We start from the raw sequence: 14239 nt of genomic DNA, 5'->3' as shown, positions 1-14239 counted from the left end.
GTTCGTGGCGATCAAATGACTGCCTAAAAACTCGCAAGAAAACTCGAACATTAACAATGGGTCGGATGGTTCAGCGGCGGCGCGTGGGGCGCTTCATCGGGGCATGGCTGAGGGCACTGGCGTGCCTGTTCGTGGCTGCCTGCCTGACGCCGGCTTCAGCCCAGACCTATTCCGATCGCCCCGGCGGCGACTACATGAGCGCGCCGATCGCCTCCGGCGACCCGGCCGATTGCGCGCTGCTGTGCGAGCACGACCGGCGCTGCCGCGCCTGGAGCTTCAGCTATCCGACCGTGATGGAAGCGGGTGCGGTGTGCTGGCTGAAGAACAGCGTGCCGTCGCGGGTGCCGGATAATTGCTGCGTTTCCGGCGTGCGCGGCGCGGGTGTCGTCGAGATCCGCAATGATGCGGTCGAGACGTCGATCGACCGTCCCGGCGGCGACTACCGCAGCTTCGACATCAAGACCACTGATCTGAAGGGCGGCGACAAGGCCGAGAAGGCCGCCGACAAGGGCGACAAGAGCAGCGGCGACAAGGCGGTGGACAAGAAGGAAGAAAAGGCCGCCGACGCCGAGGAGATCTGCAAGGCCGCCTGCACCGGCGACAACAAGTGCCGCGCCTGGACCTTCGCCCGACCAGGCTATGCCGGCAAGGAGGCGCATTGCTTCCTGAAGAAGGAAATCAAGCCGCCGCGGCGCAAGGCGGGCTTCACGTCGGGCGTCGTTCGCTGACCTGGCAAACGTCCGGCCCGCAGATTTTCTGCATCGTCGGGTAACATTGCATCCGTCTCCTGCGTATTGAACGACGGCACCGGACGGCTTTCGCCGCCGGCTGCCTGTCGCAACGCAGAGATCGGGTGTGTCATGACGTTTTCGCGCAGGTTCTTCGTCACCGCAGCAGTCGCTGCCACGTTTGCTTTCGCTGGGCTGAAGGCGGCCTCCGCCATCGAGACCGCCTATTCGGACGCCGCCTTCAAGGCTGCTCAAGCGGCTGGGCAGCCGATCCTGATCGAGATCCATGCCGGATGGTGCCCGACCTGCAAGGCGCAGAAGCCGATCATCGACAAGCTCGCGGCAGAACCCAAATTCAAGGACCTCAAGATTTTCCGCGTCGACTTCGACGACATGAAGCCGGTGGTGAAAGCGTTCGGCGCGCAGATGCAGTCGACCCTGATCACCTTCAAGGGAACCACCGAGACCGGACGTTCGGTCGGCGACACCAAGGAAGCCTCGATCGCGGCGCTGCTCGACAAGAGCCTGTAGCGCATCATGCTCGCGCTGCTGCTGGCCTTCGTGGCCGGCCTGCTCTCGATCCTGTCGCCCTGCGTGCTGCCGCTGGTGCCGATCGTGCTCGGCGCGGCGGCCTCCGCGCATCCGCGCGGTGCGCTGGCGCTCGCGGCCGGCCTCGCGCTGTCCTTCACCGGCATCGGCCTGTTCATCGCCCTCGCGGGCAACTCCATCGGCCTCGACACCGGCGCGTTCCGCCTTGTCGCAGCGATCATCATGCTGGCGATCGGCGTCGTGCTGCTGGTGCCGCCCTGGCAGGCGCAACTCGCCGTCGCCGGCGGCCCGGTGCAGCGCTGGGCCGACCGGCATTCCCAGGGCTTCGCAACGTCGGGCGCCGGCGGCCAGTTCATGATCGGGCTGCTGCTCGGCGCGGTGTGGTCGCCCTGTGTCGGTCCGACCTTGGGCGCGGCGTCGCTGCTGGCCTCGCAGGGACGCGACCTCGTGATGGTGAGCCTGACCATGCTGGCCTTCGGCCTCGGCGCCGGCCTGCCGCTGGTCGTGCTCGGGGTGCTGTCGCGAACGACCATGGTACGCCTGCGCGCGCGGCTGCTGTCGGCCGGCAAGCTCGGCAAGATGCTGATGGGGGCGGCCTTCGTCGTCGTCGCGGTCGCGATCCTCAGCGGCGTCGACAAGCAGCTCGAGGCGTGGCTGGTCGCCGTCTCGCCGGCGTGGCTGACGGAGCTGACGACGTCGATCTAACGTCCGAGCTGCATAGGCGGACCCACAACTCAGTGTCATTCCGGGGCGTGGCTCCGCGCGCCCCGGAATGAGCTGTTGCTATCCGCGTGGATCATTCCTCAGGAGCGATCACCGTGATCTCCGGCCACAGTGCCTTCCAGCGCGCCGCCTTGGCCGTGTAGTTCGTCACCGAGAAATTGGCCGTATAGTTCGGACGCACGATCATCTGGCCGATGTCGTCGAGGCCCTTGGGGGCATAGACCTCGTAGCCGCCAGAAGCCGGTCGGATGCCGACCTGCGTGTTCACGGTGAGGAAGCGATCGATGCCGTCGGTGGACCGTGTCACGGCAGGGTAGGGCCGGCCGTGCTTGGTCGGATACCAGAGATGCACGCGCGCCTGATTGCGGACTTCGACTTTGGCATCGACCCGATCGAGACAGGATGCCATGCGCCGGATCACCGCATCCTCGGCATCCCACGACGTGTCGGGATCGAAGTAGAAGATATCGTAGTCGTTGATGCCGTGATCGACCGGGCGGCCGGTGCGCACGTTCCAGACCGTCTGGGTCAGGCAGCCGGCGACGATCCACGCATCAGGCAGCGTCGTCACGCGCAGCATATCCAGGATCGCCGTGTTGACGGGATTGCGGAGCGCTGACGCGACGAAGTCCTCTTCGGTCATGCCCGTGGATAGCATGCAAATGGCATCCGATCATGCGGACATTGCTGCACCCACCGCACCGGATGCGGGAAAAAGCCGAGCGCTCAACCGCAATCGAACGCGGCGACGGCTTTCCGGGACGCCAGTGCCCGCCACTGCCGCCGCAGCAGCGGCGCGACGTCAGCGGCTCTCGCCTCGGACAGCCGCAGCAGCACGATTGGATATTCGCGGTAGTGATCAGTGAAATAGAACAGCTTCGGCCGGCTTTCCACCAGCATCGCGCGTTCGTCCGGCGGCACGCCCGGAAGGACGAGACTGTCCCCGTCCTCCTTCAGGCGCGCCAGCATCTTGTTGCGCACCTTCAGCGCTGACGTCCCATAGGACGTGCCGTCCTCGACCTCCGGCCATGCCAGCGCGAGCGCCCTGACATCGTCGAAGGTCATCGGCGTTCGTTCAACGCACCGCGGTGAAGAAGCGATCCAGCCGGAAGCCGGACAGCCAGGCCCAGACCGGCTGGTTCTTGTAGCCAAGGTCCCAGGAGCCGACCACGGCATCGGCGCGGCCGACGAGATTGTCGATCGGCAGCAGGCCGACGCCGCCATCGCGCAAGGCCACGCGGCTGTCGGCGGAGTTGTCGCGGTTATCGCCGAGCACGAACAGCTTGCCGGGCGGCACCGTCACCTCCGGCGTGTTGTCGAGACGCCCGTTGTCGCGCATCTTGAAGATCAGGTGCGAGACGCCATTCGGCAGCGTCTCGACGTAGCGATAGGCCGGATCGTTGCGGCCGGTGTCGTCCTCGGCATCGCCGATGCCGTCCGGCTTCAGCGCGGCCGCCTGGCCGTTGATGTAGAGCTGGCCCTGGCGCATCTGGATGCGGTCGCCGGGCAGGCCGACGACGCGCTTGACCCAGGCCTGCGAGGTGTCGCCCGGCCAGCGGAACACGACGACGTCGCCGCGCTTCGGCGTCTCGCCGAACAGGCGGCCGGTCTCGGGCAGCGTGATCTGCATCGGCAGCGACGAGGTGCCGTAGCCATAGGGGAATTTCGACGCCAGCAGGGCGTCGCCGATCATCAGGGTCGGCTCCATCGAGCCCGACGGCACGTAGAACGGCTCGGCGATGGCGCCCTTGGCGACGAACACCACCATGACGACCGCGACGAGCTGCGCGAGCTGGCCGCCCCAGGTGCTTTCCTTGCGGACGCTGCCCGTGCGCGGCGCCTTGGTGCTGGACTTGTCCGTGGACATCTTCTCTAGGCTCATCGGCCCGTGCCTCCGACCGTAATGCGATCCATGCGAAGCGTCGGCTGACCGACGCCGACCGGCACGCCCTGGCCGTTCTTGCCGCAGGTGCCGATGCCAGTATCGAGCGACAGGTCGTTGCCGATCATGCTGATGCGGTTCAAATCCGTCGGGCCGTTGCCGATCAGCATCGCGCCCTTCACCGGCGCGCCGACCTTGCCGTTCTCGATCCTGTAGGCCTCGGTGCACTGAAAGACGTATTTGCCCGAGGTGATGTCGACCTGGCCGCCGCCGAAATTGACGGCATAGATGCCGTTCTTGACGGAGGCGATGATCTCGGCCGGATCGCGCTCGCCGGCCATCATGTAGGTGTTGGTCATGCGCGGCATCGGCACGTGTGCGTAGCCCTGGCGGCGGCCGTTGCCGGTCGGCGCCATGTTCATCAGCCGGGCGTTCTGGCGGTCCTGCATGTAGCCGACCAGGATGCCGTCCTCGATCAGCACGGTGCGGCTGGTCGGCGTGCCCTCGTCGTCGATCGACAGCGAGCCGCGGCGCGAGGCCATGGTGCCGTCATCGACCACGGTGACGCCCTTGGCGGCGACCGGCTTGCCCAGCAGCCCGGCGAAGGCGGAGGTCTTCTTGCGGTTGAAGTCGCCCTCGAGGCCGTGGCCGACCGCCTCGTGCAGCATCACGCCGGGCCAGCCGGCGCCGAGCACGACGTCCATCTCGCCGGCGGGGGCGGGCACGGATTCGAGGTTGACCAGCGCCTCGCGCAGCGCGCCGTCGGCGGCCTCGCGCCACGCCTTGGTCTCGATGAAGCGGGCATAGGCCTCGCGGCCGCCATAGCCCTTGCTGCCGCTCTCCTGGCGGTCACCCTGGCCGGCGACGACGGAAACATTGACGCGCACCAGCGGGCGGATGTCGCGATAGCTCTCGCCGTCGGGACGCAGGATCTCCACGACCTGCCAGGTCGCGCCGAGGCTCACGGTCACCTGGCGCACGCGCGGATCCTTGTCGCGCAAATACGCGTCGATCTCGCCGAGCAGCTTGACCTTGCTTTCGAACCCCGGGGCGTCCAGCGGATTGTCGTCGCCATAGAGCCGGACGTTGGTGTGCGGCGGCGCGCTCGCGAACGTGCCGGAATAGCCGCCGCGCACGGCGCTGACGGCGTCGGCCGCGCGCATCAGGGCCGGCAGCGAGACGTCGGAGGAATGGGCATAGCCGACTGCATCGTCCTTCACCGCGCGCAGGCCAAAACCCTGGCTGGTGTCGTAGGTCGCCTGCTTCAGCCGGCCATTGTCGAAGGTCAGCGCCTCGGTCTGGCTGTATTCGAAGAACAATTCGCCGTCATCGGCGCCGGCCAGGCCACGCCCGACCTCGCTCCGGACCGCATCACGGTCCAGGTTGGCGCGCTCGAGCAGGGAGGTGGTGGGAGCAGTCATGTGTCAATCCGTTGTCGGAGCGTTCATTCCAAGATAGTTGTTTTGACGCCGGGGCGCGAGGGGCTGGATGATTACCGAACTGACATGGTTGAGATCGTTCCCATCACGTCCGCTCACATCGAGAGCTTCCACCGCACGCTCGATTACGTCGCGCGCGAACGGCGCTATCTGTCGTTCGTGCAGGCGCCGCCGCTCGAGTCCACGCGCGCCTTCATTCTGAACAACATCCACGAGGGATATCCGCAATTCGTCGCTCTCTCGGCCGGGGAGGTGGTGGGCTGGTGCGATGTGACGCCCAAATCAGGGCCAATCGATGCCCGGATCGGGGTGCTCGGCATGGGCCTAATGCCGCAGTTCCGGCACCAGGGCCTGGGCCGACGACTGATGGCGGCGGCGCTCGAGGCGGCGCGGGTGGCTGGCTTCTCGCGCGTCGAGCTCACCGTTTACCGCAGCAACACCAACGCCATCAGGCTGTACCAGCAGGCCGGATTCCTGCTCAAGGCGGTGCAGCCGCGGGAGCCCGGCGATGACGGGTTCGACAAGACCCTGCTGGTGATGGCGCTGGCGCTCGACGGGCGACGCTGAGATCGCGTCACACCGTCTCACGGCCCAATCACGGCATCGTGCGAATCCCGTCAATCGCAGCCGACGTCAGGGCAGCTTGTCGAAGCCCTCGGCGAGGCCGTTGAGGCTCAGCGGGAAGCCGATGCCTTCCTCCGGCGTCTCGAAGATGATGAAGGTCGCGGTCTTCGCCGTCTTGAGCTGGCCCAGCAGCTTGTCCTCCAGCACCACCTCGGCGACGCAGCCATTGGGCAGACAGCGCACGAAACCGGCGCGGCCGACGTCCTGGTTGTCGAGCTTCAGGCCGAGGCCGGACGGCAGCAGCACGCCGAGCGGCGCCACCACACGCATCAGCCGGCTCTTCTGGTCGGCGGTCTTCAGCATGATCACGGTGAGGCCGGCATTGGAGCGGTCCTCGGCCACGACGCTCTGGATCAGCGCGCACTGCTCGGCCTGCGCGCCGGGCGGCGTGTCGCAGCGGATCTGCCAGTCGCCATGCACCGAGCGCACCGCGCCCTGCGCCCACGCGGCATGCGGCACGCCGACGACCGTCGCAGCGATCATCGCGACCGCGGTCGCTGCGGCGGAGGTCATCGCGGCAACACGCGTGAGTCGCGCACGCACCGCGCTGAATCGGTACAAACGGCGCGAGTCATTCGCAGCTGGGGTCGACATGTCAGCTGTCCTGTCCGTTGAAACCCTGATCCGGGTCGGTGCCATGACAATTTCCTGTGGGTGATCTGCGCGTCCGACGCCATGATACGGCAATGATGGCGTCTTGAGGACAGCGTCATCGGCGTACGGCACGAAACGATACCCAAAATGGCCGCACCCTGGTGGGCGCTGCCGCTGCGCCTCGCCGAATCAGCCTCGCAAACGGCCGTGTCCCGTTTGCCTACATCGCGCCGCACGCCTGTCAAGCGCCCGTTGCCCGCGAAATCACGGCATGCGGCAATCTCCCGGAAAATACGCTCGTCGCGACGAACAGCGCGGCGCGCGATATCAGGCGCAAGACTGCATTGCGATAGATCAAGAATTATGGTTTGAGAAGAAAGATTTCGTCATTCCAGTGAACTGGCCCAGGTGCTTTTCTATGCATCCGCCCGAAGGCCATTTGTCAGGAGAGCGGATCGAACGGCGCGCCGCTGCGTGAAGCGGGCGGTGCGCCGAGGGGGAAAGTTCTGAAGGGAGCGCGACGGCATGAAGATGTCGAAAGGCCAATTGAGCGCCTTGCTGGGGTTGGCCGTAACGGGCGTGACGCTCGTGTCGGGTGGAGCGGCGTTTGCTGAAACGGGCCAGCCGGCGCCATGGGAAGTCAAGCTGCAGGAGGCCGCGACGCCGGTGATGGAGAACATCACCTGGTTCCACGGCCTGCTGCTGACGATCATCACCATCATCACGCTGTTCGTGCTGGCGCTGCTGATCGCCGTGGTGGTCAAGTTCAACGCGCGCGCCAACCCGGTGCCGTCGCGGACGACCCACAACACGCTGATCGAGGTGGCCTGGACGCTGATCCCGGTGCTGATCCTGGTCATGATCGCGGTGCCGTCGTTCCGGCTGCTGTTCCTCGAGCTGGACGTGCCGAAGGCCGATATGACCATCAAGGCCACCGGCAAGCAGTGGTACTGGAGCTACGCCTATCCCGACAACGGCAAGTTCGAGTTCGACTCGCTGCTGGCGCAGGACAAGCAGCCGCGCCTGCTCGCCGTCGACAACGAGATGGTGGTGCCGGTCAACAAGGTGATTCGCGTCCAGACCACCGGCGCCGACGTGATCCACTCCTGGGCGATCCCGTCGTTCGGCGTCAAGATCGACGCCATTCCAGGCCGCCTCAACGAGACCTGGTTCAAGGCGACCAAGGTCGGCATGTATTACGGCCAGTGCTCCGAGTTGTGCGGCAAGGATCACGCCTACATGCCGATCGCGGTGCGCGTCGTGAGCGATCAGGAATTCACCGCCTGGGTCGAGGACGCCAAGAAGAAGTACGCCAGCGCGCCCACGAGCACCTATGCGTCGGCTGCGGGCGTGTCGCAGTAGCCGAGCGCGGATGAACGCTAAGATTGAGGGCCGCCTTGGCGGTCCACGGGGACACTGAGGATTGGACAATGGCGACGAACGTAGCGACCCATGCAGGCCATGACGATCACGCGCACGACCACCCGACCGGATGGCGGCGCTGGATCTATTCGACCAACCACAAAGACATCGGCACGATGTATCTGATCTTCGCGGTGTGCGCCGGCATCATCGGCCTCGCCATGTCGGTCGCGATCCGCATCGAGCTGATGTATCCGGGCGTGCAGCTCTTCCACGAGAACCACACCTACAACGTGTTCGTGACCTCGCATGGCCTGATCATGATCTTCTTCATGGTCATGCCGGCGATGATCGGCGGTTTCGGCAACTGGATGGTGCCGCTCATGATCGGCGCGCCGGACATGGCGTTCCCGCGCATGAACAACATCTCATTCTGGCTGCTGCCCGCCTCGTTCGCGCTGCTCCTGACTTCGACCTTCGTCGAGGGCGAGCCCGGCGCCAACGGCGTCGGCGCCGGCTGGACGATGTATGTGCCGCTGTCGACCTCGGGCCATCCCGGACCGGCGGTGGATTTCGCGATCCTGTCGCTGCACCTTGCCGGTGCGTCGTCGATCCTCGGCTCGATCAACTTCATCACCACCATCTTCAACATGCGCGCGCCGGGCATGACCCTGCACAAGATGCCGCTGTTCGTGTGGTCGATCCTGGTGACGGTGTTCCTGCTGCTGCTGTCGCTGCCGGTGCTCGCCGGCGCCATCACCATGATGCTGACCGACCGCAATTTCGGCACCACCTTCTTCGATCCGGCCGGTGGCGGTGATCCGGTGCTGTTCCAGCACCTGTTCTGGTTCTTCGGCCATCCGGAAGTGTACATCCTGATCCTGCCCGGCTTCGGCATGATCAGCCAGATCGTGTCGACCTTCTCGCGCAAGCCCGTGTTCGGCTATCTCGGCATGGCCTACGCCATGGTCGCGATCGGCGGCATCGGCTTCGTGGTGTGGGCGCACCACATGTACACGGTCGGCATGTCCTCGGCGACGCAGGCCTATTTCGTCGCCGCCACCATGGTGATCGCGGTGCCCACCGGCGTGAAGATCTTCTCCTGGATCGCCACGATGTGGGGCGGCTCGATCGAGTTCCGCGCGCCGATGCTGTGGGCGGTGGGCTTCATCTTCCTGTTCACGGTCGGTGGCGTCACCGGCGTCGTGCTGGCGAACGCCGGCGTCGACCGCGTGCTGCAGGACACCTATTACGTCGTCGCGCACTTCCACTACGTGCTGTCGCTCGGCGCGGTGTTCGCCATCTTCGCGGGCTGGTACTACTGGTTCCCGAAGATGTTCGGCTACATGTACAACGAGACCATCGCCAAGGCGCACTTCTGGGTGACCTTCATCGGCGTGAACCTCGTGTTCTTCCCGCAGCACTTCCTCGGCCTGTCGGGCATGCCGCGCCGCTACATCGACTATCCCGATGCCTATGCCGGCTGGAACCTGGTCTCGTCGATCGGCTCCTACATCTCGGCCTTCGGTGTCCTGATCTTCATCTATGGGGTGGTCGACGCCTTCATGCGCAAGCAGCAGGCGGCGAACAATCCGTGGGGACCGGGCGCGACGACCTTGGAATGGACCCTGTCCTCGCCGCCGCCGTTCCACCAGTTCGAGGTGCTGCCGAAGGTGCAGTAACCCTGCTCTCGCGATGCGGCGCCGATCCGGCGCCGCATCGATGTCCGCCGGCAGCGCGCTCGACGGCGCGCCGTCGGGATCCTTGAAGCGAGGTGCTGACGCGACATGCGTCGGGGCCGTTTGAATTGAAGTCTGGATTCGTCGTGTCGGTCATTGATCAGAACGCCATTGCCGTCGGCCCGCGGATTTCCGAGGCCGATGTCGGCGATTATCTCGCGCTCCTCAAGCCGCGGGTGATGTCGCTCGTGATCTTCACGGCGCTGATCGGTCTGCTCATCGCTCCGGGCCATTTCCACCCGGTGCTCGCCATCACCTCGCTGCTGTGTATTGCGGTCGGGGCCGGCGCCTCCGGCGCGCTCAACATGGCGCTGGAAGGCGACATCGACTCGCTGATGTCGCGCACCGCCAACCGTCCGATCCCGCGCGGCCGCGTCACCCGCCAGGAAGCGCTGGCCTTCGGCATCACGCTGTCGTTCTTCTCGGTGCTGACGCTCGGCATCCTCGTCAACTGGTTCGCCGGCGCCCTGCTCGCCTTCACCATCTTCTTCTACGTCGTCGTCTACACGCTTTGGCTGAAGCGCTGGACCGCGCAGAACATCGTCATCGGCGGCGCCGCCGGCGCCCTGCCGCCGGTGGTCGCCTGGGTGTCGTCCACCGGATCGATCGCGCCGGAGCCGCTCTGGCTGTTCCTGATCATCTTCTTCTGGACCCCGCCGCATTTCTGGGCGCTGGCGCTGTTCCGCAGCGATGACTACGCCCGCGCCGGCGTGCCGATGCTGCCGGTGGTCGCCGGCCCGGACGCGACCCGGCTGCAGATCCTGCTCTACACCATCGTCCTGGTGGCGATCGCGGCTGCGCCGTGGCCGCTCGGCTATTTCGATGCCGTCTACGGCGTCGTCTCGCTGGCGCTCGGGGCTGGCATGCTGTGGCTCGCGGTCGAGGTGTTCCGCAAGCGCGAGCGCAGCGCCTCGCTGCGCGCCAACCGCAAGCTGTTCGCCTTCTCGATCCTTTATCTGTTCGTGCTGTTCGCGACGCTCGGACTCGAAGCGGTCGCGCGCATGATCGCGCCGCTGATCTGGTAAGGGGCGCGAGACTGGAAAACATGGCGACCACGATGGCGGATCGAAACGAGTCAGAGGGCATCGTCCTCACCGAGGCGCAGCTGCGCAGCCGGCGCCGCCGCTCGATCGCGATCGCGCTCGCGCTCGGCGTGCTGGTGGTGCTGTTCTTCGCGGTGACCATGGTGAAGGGTCCCGCGGTGCTGAATCGGCCGATGTAGAGACGCGATGCAGGACGGGACGAAGCAGACCGCGATGGAGACAACCGACCAGAACGTTCCGGCGACCGCGCCGGCCGCGCCGCGCCGCGGCCTCAGCCGCGATGCGCTGGTCGGCGGCATCTGCGGCGCCGTCGCGGTGCTGATGGTGGGCGCGGCCTATGCCGCCGTGCCGTTCTACAACTGGTTCTGCCGCGCCACCGGCTTCAACGGCACCACGCAGGTGGCGACATCAGCGCCATCCGCGGCGCCGCTGGCGCGCCGGATCTCCGTGCGCTTCGACTCCAATGTCGCCGGCGGTCTGCCCTGGAAGTTCGAGCCGGAGAAGACCGAGATCGATGTCGCGATCGGCGAGGTGGTCACGGTCTACTACAAGGTCACCAACGAGGCGGCGCGCACCACCATGGCGCAGGCGGCCTACAACGTGTCGCCGCTGACATCAGGCGCCTACTTCCAGAAGATCAACTGCTTCTGCTTTACCGAGCAGACCATGGCGCCGGGCGAGACCCGCGAGATGGCGGTGGTGTTCTACGTCGATCCGGCGATAGCAGCCGATCACGAGAACGACAGCTTGAAGACGATCACGCTGTCATACACCTTCTATCCCGTCCGCGACACGCCGAAGCCGGTCGCTGCGGGCGAGCCGGACAAGCCGCGGGGCAGCCTATGACTGTGACTGTGCGGAAATCCGATATCCGGGGACCATCGCTGTTGAACGACACCGTGCCGGCGCAACCGGCATCGATCTGGGGAGAGACTTGCCATGGCTGAGGCGCACGCCAAGCATCACGACTACCATCTCGTCGATCCGAGCCCTTGGCCGTTCGTCGGCTCGGTCTCGGCCTTCATCATGGCGTTCGGCGCGATCGGCTGGATGCACAAGATGTACGGCGCCGCGCCGATCGTGTTCGGCATCGGCACCATCGGCGTGCTCTACACCATGGCGAGCTGGTGGGGCGACGTCATCAAGGAAGCGCAGTACAAGGGCGACCACACCCGCGTGGTGCAGCTGCATCACCGCTACGGCATGATCCTGTTCATCGCCTCCGAGGTGATGTTCTTCGTCGCCTGGTTCTGGGCCTATTTCAATGCCGCGCTGTATCCGAACTACGAGGTGCAGGCGACCCGCGACGCCCTGTTCGGCGGCGTCTGGCCGCCGAAGGGCATCGAGACCTTCGATCCCTGGCATCTGCCGCTGCTCAACACGCTGATCCTGCTGACCTCGGGCACCACGGTGACCTGGGCGCACCACGCGCTGCTCGAGGGCGACCGCAAGGGCCTGAAATACGGCCTGATCCTCACCATCCTCCTGGGTGCGACCTTCACCTGCGTGCAGGCCTACGAGTACAGCCACGCGACGTTCTCGTTCGCCGGCCACGTCTACGGCTCGACCTTCTTCATGGCGACGGGCTTCCACGGCTTCCACGTCCTGGTCGGCACGATCTTCCTGATCGTCTGCCTGGCGCGTGCCTATGCCGGCCACTTCACGCCCAAGCAGCATCTCGGCTTCGAGTTCGCCGCCTGGTACTGGCACTTCGTCGACGTGGTCTGGCTGTTCCTGTTCATCTGCATCTACGTCTGGGGCCACGGCGCCGAGGCGATGGCCCACGGCGCGCACTGAAGCCGGCGCGCACCGGTTCCGTCGAACGTGCTAAGAAGGGGCGGCCGTCGGGCCGCCCTTTCTCGTTTGCGGCGGCGCCCGGCGGTTGATCGAAATGTGATCCGCCGTCGCCGCCTCCGGTTGTATCACCAGGGGGCGCCGCCCGGCCGCCCAGGGGCAAGACACCATGACCACGCATCCGCCCGTCACTTTGGCCCAGACCGTCCTGCGCGGGCTCGCCTGCCGCTGCCCGCGCTGCGGCCAGGGCAAGCTGTTCGACGGCTTCCTCAACCTGCGCAAGCGTTGCGAAGCCTGCGATCTGGACTATGCCTTCATCGACACCGGCGACGGTCCGGCGATCTTCATCATGATGCTCGCCGGCGCCATCGTGGTCGGCGCCGCCCTGATCGTCGAGGTGAAGTATCAGCCGCCGTTCTGGGTCCATGCCGCGCTCTGGGGGCCGCTGATCCTGGTGACGACGCTGCTGCCGCTGCGCGCGATGAAATCGCTGCTGATCGCCCTGCAATTCCACCACAAGGCCGCCCCCGGCCGTTTGGTGGACAAGACGCCGCGATGAGTTGTTGGAAGTCCGCTGAATTGCGCTCCGGTTCCGAAGCGCTACCTGGGGCCTGCTGTGGCGGCCTGTCTCTTGGGACGCGAGCCAAGTCGCTTACCGCGCTTGAATGGGACGAAGGTCGTCGCTGCGACGACGCTGCGCTCCCTCCCCCCTTGTGGGGGAGGGCTGGGGAAGGGGGTAGCCCCAACGGCAGTCTTTGTGGGGCCACCCCCACCCCCGACCCCTCCCCGCAGGGGGGAGGGGAGCGCACCGTCCGTGTCGGGAAAGCAGAGCGCTCCCGTGAGACCGTCAAACCCGCGGCGTTGAAGCAGGCGGGCAGCGATGGAGTCGCCGCATGACCTCCGGCGGCCCCACCACCTCATCCCGCGCCTTCGCCGCCTTCACCTTCGTCATGGTCGCACTGTTCATCGGCCTCGGCGTCTGGCAATTGCAGCGCCGCGCCGAGAAGCATGCGCTGATCGCCGCGTTGACCGATCGCGTCGCTGCCGCACCCGCACCGCTGCCCCCGCCGGGCGACTGGCGCACGCTGACGCCGGAGCGCGACGAGTTCCGCCGCGTCAGCTTCACCGCGACCTATGCAAAGCTGCCGGATGCGATGGTCTACAGCGCCGGCTCGGCCGTGCGCGAGGACGTCTCCGGGCCGGGCACCTGGGCGTTCCTCCCGGCGCGCCTGCCGCCTGGCGAGACCGTCGTGATCGACGCCGGCTTCGTCGCCAACACGATGCAGGAACGCAGCATCCAGGACCGCCAGGTCGGCAAGCTCGTCACCGGCGAGCCCGTGATTCTCACCGGCTATCTGCGCTTCCCCGAGGCCGCCGGCCTGCTCACCGCGGCCGAGAGCCGCGACAAGCGGCTGTGGTTCACGCGCGACCATCGCGCGATGGCCAGGACGCTCGGCTGGGGCGAGGTCGCGCCGTTCTACATCGACCTTGAAACGCCGGTGCCGGACAACGGCATCCCAAAACCCGGTCCGCTGTCGCCGCATCTGCGCGACGAGCACATGCAATACGCGATCACCTGGTTCTCACTCGCCGCGGCGCTGATCGTGGCCTTCGCGGTGTGGGCGAGGGGACGGCGCGCGGCGAACCGATGACCCGTCCCCCGCATGAGCGCAAGCGACATGCGGGACCGGCGCCGCCCCCGCACGTCGCTGCCGCGGCGACGACGCCGGCAAAACGGCGCTTGACTTAGAGCGCGCTCGAA

The 14239-nt window shown here is 66.3% G+C and carries 17 protein-coding genes; 12 read left to right on the top strand and 5 right to left on the bottom strand.

Going from position 1 to position 14239, the window contains the following annotated elements:
- The first annotated feature begins 65 nt into the window (after positions 1 to 65).
- The 3 genes from QX128_RS09510 (at position 66) to QX128_RS09500 (ending at position 1982) form a co-directional block, all read left to right on the top strand.
- Positions 66 to 728 carry a PAN domain-containing protein gene (locus tag QX128_RS09510; protein ID WP_315801766.1) on the top strand — a complete coding sequence of 221 codons (663 nt, stop codon included), beginning with the start codon at positions 66 to 68 and terminating at the stop codon, positions 726 to 728.
- A 132-nt stretch (positions 729 to 860) separates the two neighbouring features.
- The gene (locus QX128_RS09505; RefSeq protein WP_315801547.1) at positions 861 to 1259 is read left to right on the top strand and encodes a thioredoxin family protein; all 399 of its coding nucleotides are present in this window, start codon (positions 861 to 863) and stop codon (positions 1257 to 1259) included.
- Between the two features lie 6 nt (positions 1260 to 1265).
- Positions 1266 to 1982 carry a cytochrome c biogenesis CcdA family protein gene (locus QX128_RS09500; RefSeq protein ID WP_316237331.1) on the top strand — a complete coding sequence of 239 codons (717 nt, stop codon included), beginning with the start codon at positions 1266 to 1268 and terminating at the stop codon, positions 1980 to 1982.
- 91 nt (positions 1983 to 2073) lie between these two features.
- On the opposite strand, the gene QX128_RS09495 is transcribed toward QX128_RS09500, so the two are convergent.
- From QX128_RS09495 to tldD, 4 genes are all read right to left on the bottom strand, one after another.
- Entirely contained in the window at positions 2074 to 2643 is a 570-nt protein-coding gene (locus tag QX128_RS09495; protein ID WP_316237378.1) for a nucleotidyltransferase family protein, read from the bottom strand.
- Positions 2644 to 2726: 83 nt separating this feature from the next.
- Complete coding sequence (locus QX128_RS09490) at positions 2727 to 3065, bottom strand: MmcQ/YjbR family DNA-binding protein (RefSeq protein WP_316237330.1); 339 nt, start codon at positions 3063 to 3065, stop codon at positions 2727 to 2729.
- 10 nt (positions 3066 to 3075) lie between these two features.
- Positions 3076 to 3867: a signal peptidase I gene (lepB, locus tag QX128_RS09485; protein ID WP_316237329.1), complete on the bottom strand. Its 792-nt coding sequence runs from the start codon at positions 3865 to 3867 to the stop codon at positions 3076 to 3078.
- 11 nt (positions 3868 to 3878) lie between these two features.
- On the bottom strand, positions 3879 to 5303 hold the full coding sequence (gene tldD, locus QX128_RS09480; RefSeq protein WP_316237328.1) for a metalloprotease TldD: 1425 nt from the start codon (positions 5301 to 5303) through the stop codon (positions 3879 to 3881).
- An 84-nt stretch (positions 5304 to 5387) separates the two neighbouring features.
- Here tldD and QX128_RS09475 point away from each other — a divergent pair, with 84 nt between their 5' ends.
- A complete protein-coding gene (locus tag QX128_RS09475) occupies positions 5388 to 5888 on the top strand; it encodes a GNAT family N-acetyltransferase (RefSeq protein WP_316218186.1) in 501 nt (166 codons plus the stop codon).
- 66 nt (positions 5889 to 5954) lie between these two features.
- Here the strand turns inward: QX128_RS09475 and QX128_RS09470 are convergent, their stop codons facing one another.
- On the bottom strand, positions 5955 to 6584 hold the full coding sequence (locus QX128_RS09470; RefSeq protein ID WP_315801543.1) for an invasion associated locus B family protein: 630 nt from the start codon (positions 6582 to 6584) through the stop codon (positions 5955 to 5957).
- A 480-nt stretch (positions 6585 to 7064) separates the two neighbouring features.
- Here QX128_RS09470 and coxB point away from each other — a divergent pair, with 480 nt between their 5' ends.
- From coxB to QX128_RS09430, 8 genes are all read left to right on the top strand, one after another.
- The gene (coxB, locus tag QX128_RS09465; RefSeq protein WP_315801542.1) at positions 7065 to 7901 is read left to right on the top strand and encodes a cytochrome c oxidase subunit II; all 837 of its coding nucleotides are present in this window, start codon (positions 7065 to 7067) and stop codon (positions 7899 to 7901) included.
- A gap of 68 nt (positions 7902 to 7969) precedes the next feature.
- Positions 7970 to 9583 carry a cytochrome c oxidase subunit I gene (gene ctaD, locus QX128_RS09460; RefSeq protein ID WP_316218188.1) on the top strand — a complete coding sequence of 538 codons (1614 nt, stop codon included), beginning with the start codon at positions 7970 to 7972 and terminating at the stop codon, positions 9581 to 9583.
- 143 nt (positions 9584 to 9726) lie between these two features.
- On the top strand, positions 9727 to 10665 hold the full coding sequence (locus QX128_RS09455) for a heme o synthase (protein WP_316218189.1): 939 nt from the start codon (positions 9727 to 9729) through the stop codon (positions 10663 to 10665).
- A gap of 20 nt (positions 10666 to 10685) precedes the next feature.
- Positions 10686 to 10862, top strand: coding sequence for a CoxF protein (locus QX128_RS09450; RefSeq protein WP_315801539.1), 177 nt, complete (start codon positions 10686 to 10688; stop codon positions 10860 to 10862).
- Between the two features lie 34 nt (positions 10863 to 10896).
- Positions 10897 to 11529 carry a cytochrome c oxidase assembly protein gene (locus QX128_RS09445; RefSeq protein WP_315801762.1) on the top strand — a complete coding sequence of 211 codons (633 nt, stop codon included), beginning with the start codon at positions 10897 to 10899 and terminating at the stop codon, positions 11527 to 11529.
- Positions 11530 to 11622: 93 nt separating this feature from the next.
- On the top strand, positions 11623 to 12480 hold the full coding sequence (locus QX128_RS09440) for a cytochrome c oxidase subunit 3 (protein WP_315801538.1): 858 nt from the start codon (positions 11623 to 11625) through the stop codon (positions 12478 to 12480).
- Between the two features lie 166 nt (positions 12481 to 12646).
- Positions 12647 to 13036 (top strand): DUF983 domain-containing protein, encoded by a 390-nt coding sequence (locus tag QX128_RS09435; protein ID WP_315717920.1) that lies wholly within the window; start codon positions 12647 to 12649, stop codon positions 13034 to 13036.
- A gap of 334 nt (positions 13037 to 13370) precedes the next feature.
- A complete protein-coding gene (locus tag QX128_RS09430; protein ID WP_316237327.1) occupies positions 13371 to 14129 on the top strand; it encodes an SURF1 family protein in 759 nt (252 codons plus the stop codon).
- Positions 14130 to 14239 lie beyond the last annotated feature (110 nt).

It is taken from the genome of Bradyrhizobium sp. SZCCHNR1015, assembly GCF_032489875.1.
Lineage (GTDB): Bacteria > Pseudomonadota > Alphaproteobacteria > Rhizobiales > Xanthobacteraceae > Bradyrhizobium.
This window is presented reverse-complemented; position numbering and strand designations above follow the sequence as displayed.

What these genes read in the sequence shown, in the direction of transcription:
- QX128_RS09510 (WP_315801766.1), top strand. Translation starts at nt 66, where the DNA reads ATGGTTCAGCGGCGGCGCGTGGGGCGCTTCATCGGGGCATGGCTGAGG.
- QX128_RS09505 (WP_315801547.1), top strand. Translation starts at nt 861, where the DNA reads ATGACGTTTTCGCGCAGGTTCTTCGTCACCGCAGCAGTCGCTGCCACG.
- QX128_RS09500 (WP_316237331.1), top strand. Translation starts at nt 1,266, where the DNA reads ATGCTCGCGCTGCTGCTGGCCTTCGTGGCCGGCCTGCTCTCGATCCTG.
- QX128_RS09495 (WP_316237378.1), bottom strand. Translation starts at nt 2,643, where the DNA reads ATGACCGAAGAGGACTTCGTCGCGTCAGCGCTCCGCAATCCCGTCAAC.
- QX128_RS09490 (WP_316237330.1), bottom strand. Translation starts at nt 3,065, where the DNA reads ATGACCTTCGACGATGTCAGGGCGCTCGCGCTGGCATGGCCGGAGGTC.
- lepB (WP_316237329.1), bottom strand. Translation starts at nt 3,867, where the DNA reads ATGTCCACGGACAAGTCCAGCACCAAGGCGCCGCGCACGGGCAGCGTC.
- tldD (WP_316237328.1), bottom strand. Translation starts at nt 5,303, where the DNA reads ATGACTGCTCCCACCACCTCCCTGCTCGAGCGCGCCAACCTGGACCGT.
- QX128_RS09475 (WP_316218186.1), top strand. Translation starts at nt 5,388, where the DNA reads ATGGTTGAGATCGTTCCCATCACGTCCGCTCACATCGAGAGCTTCCAC.
- QX128_RS09470 (WP_315801543.1), bottom strand. Translation starts at nt 6,584, where the DNA reads ATGGCACCGACCCGGATCAGGGTTTCAACGGACAGGACAGCTGACATG.
- coxB (WP_315801542.1), top strand. Translation starts at nt 7,065, where the DNA reads ATGAAGATGTCGAAAGGCCAATTGAGCGCCTTGCTGGGGTTGGCCGTA.
- ctaD (WP_316218188.1), top strand. Translation starts at nt 7,970, where the DNA reads ATGGCGACGAACGTAGCGACCCATGCAGGCCATGACGATCACGCGCAC.
- QX128_RS09450 (WP_315801539.1), top strand. Translation starts at nt 10,686, where the DNA reads ATGGCGACCACGATGGCGGATCGAAACGAGTCAGAGGGCATCGTCCTC.
- QX128_RS09445 (WP_315801762.1), top strand. Translation starts at nt 10,897, where the DNA reads ATGGAGACAACCGACCAGAACGTTCCGGCGACCGCGCCGGCCGCGCCG.
- QX128_RS09440 (WP_315801538.1), top strand. Translation starts at nt 11,623, where the DNA reads ATGGCTGAGGCGCACGCCAAGCATCACGACTACCATCTCGTCGATCCG.
- QX128_RS09435 (WP_315717920.1), top strand. Translation starts at nt 12,647, where the DNA reads ATGACCACGCATCCGCCCGTCACTTTGGCCCAGACCGTCCTGCGCGGG.
- QX128_RS09430 (WP_316237327.1), top strand. Translation starts at nt 13,371, where the DNA reads ATGACCTCCGGCGGCCCCACCACCTCATCCCGCGCCTTCGCCGCCTTC.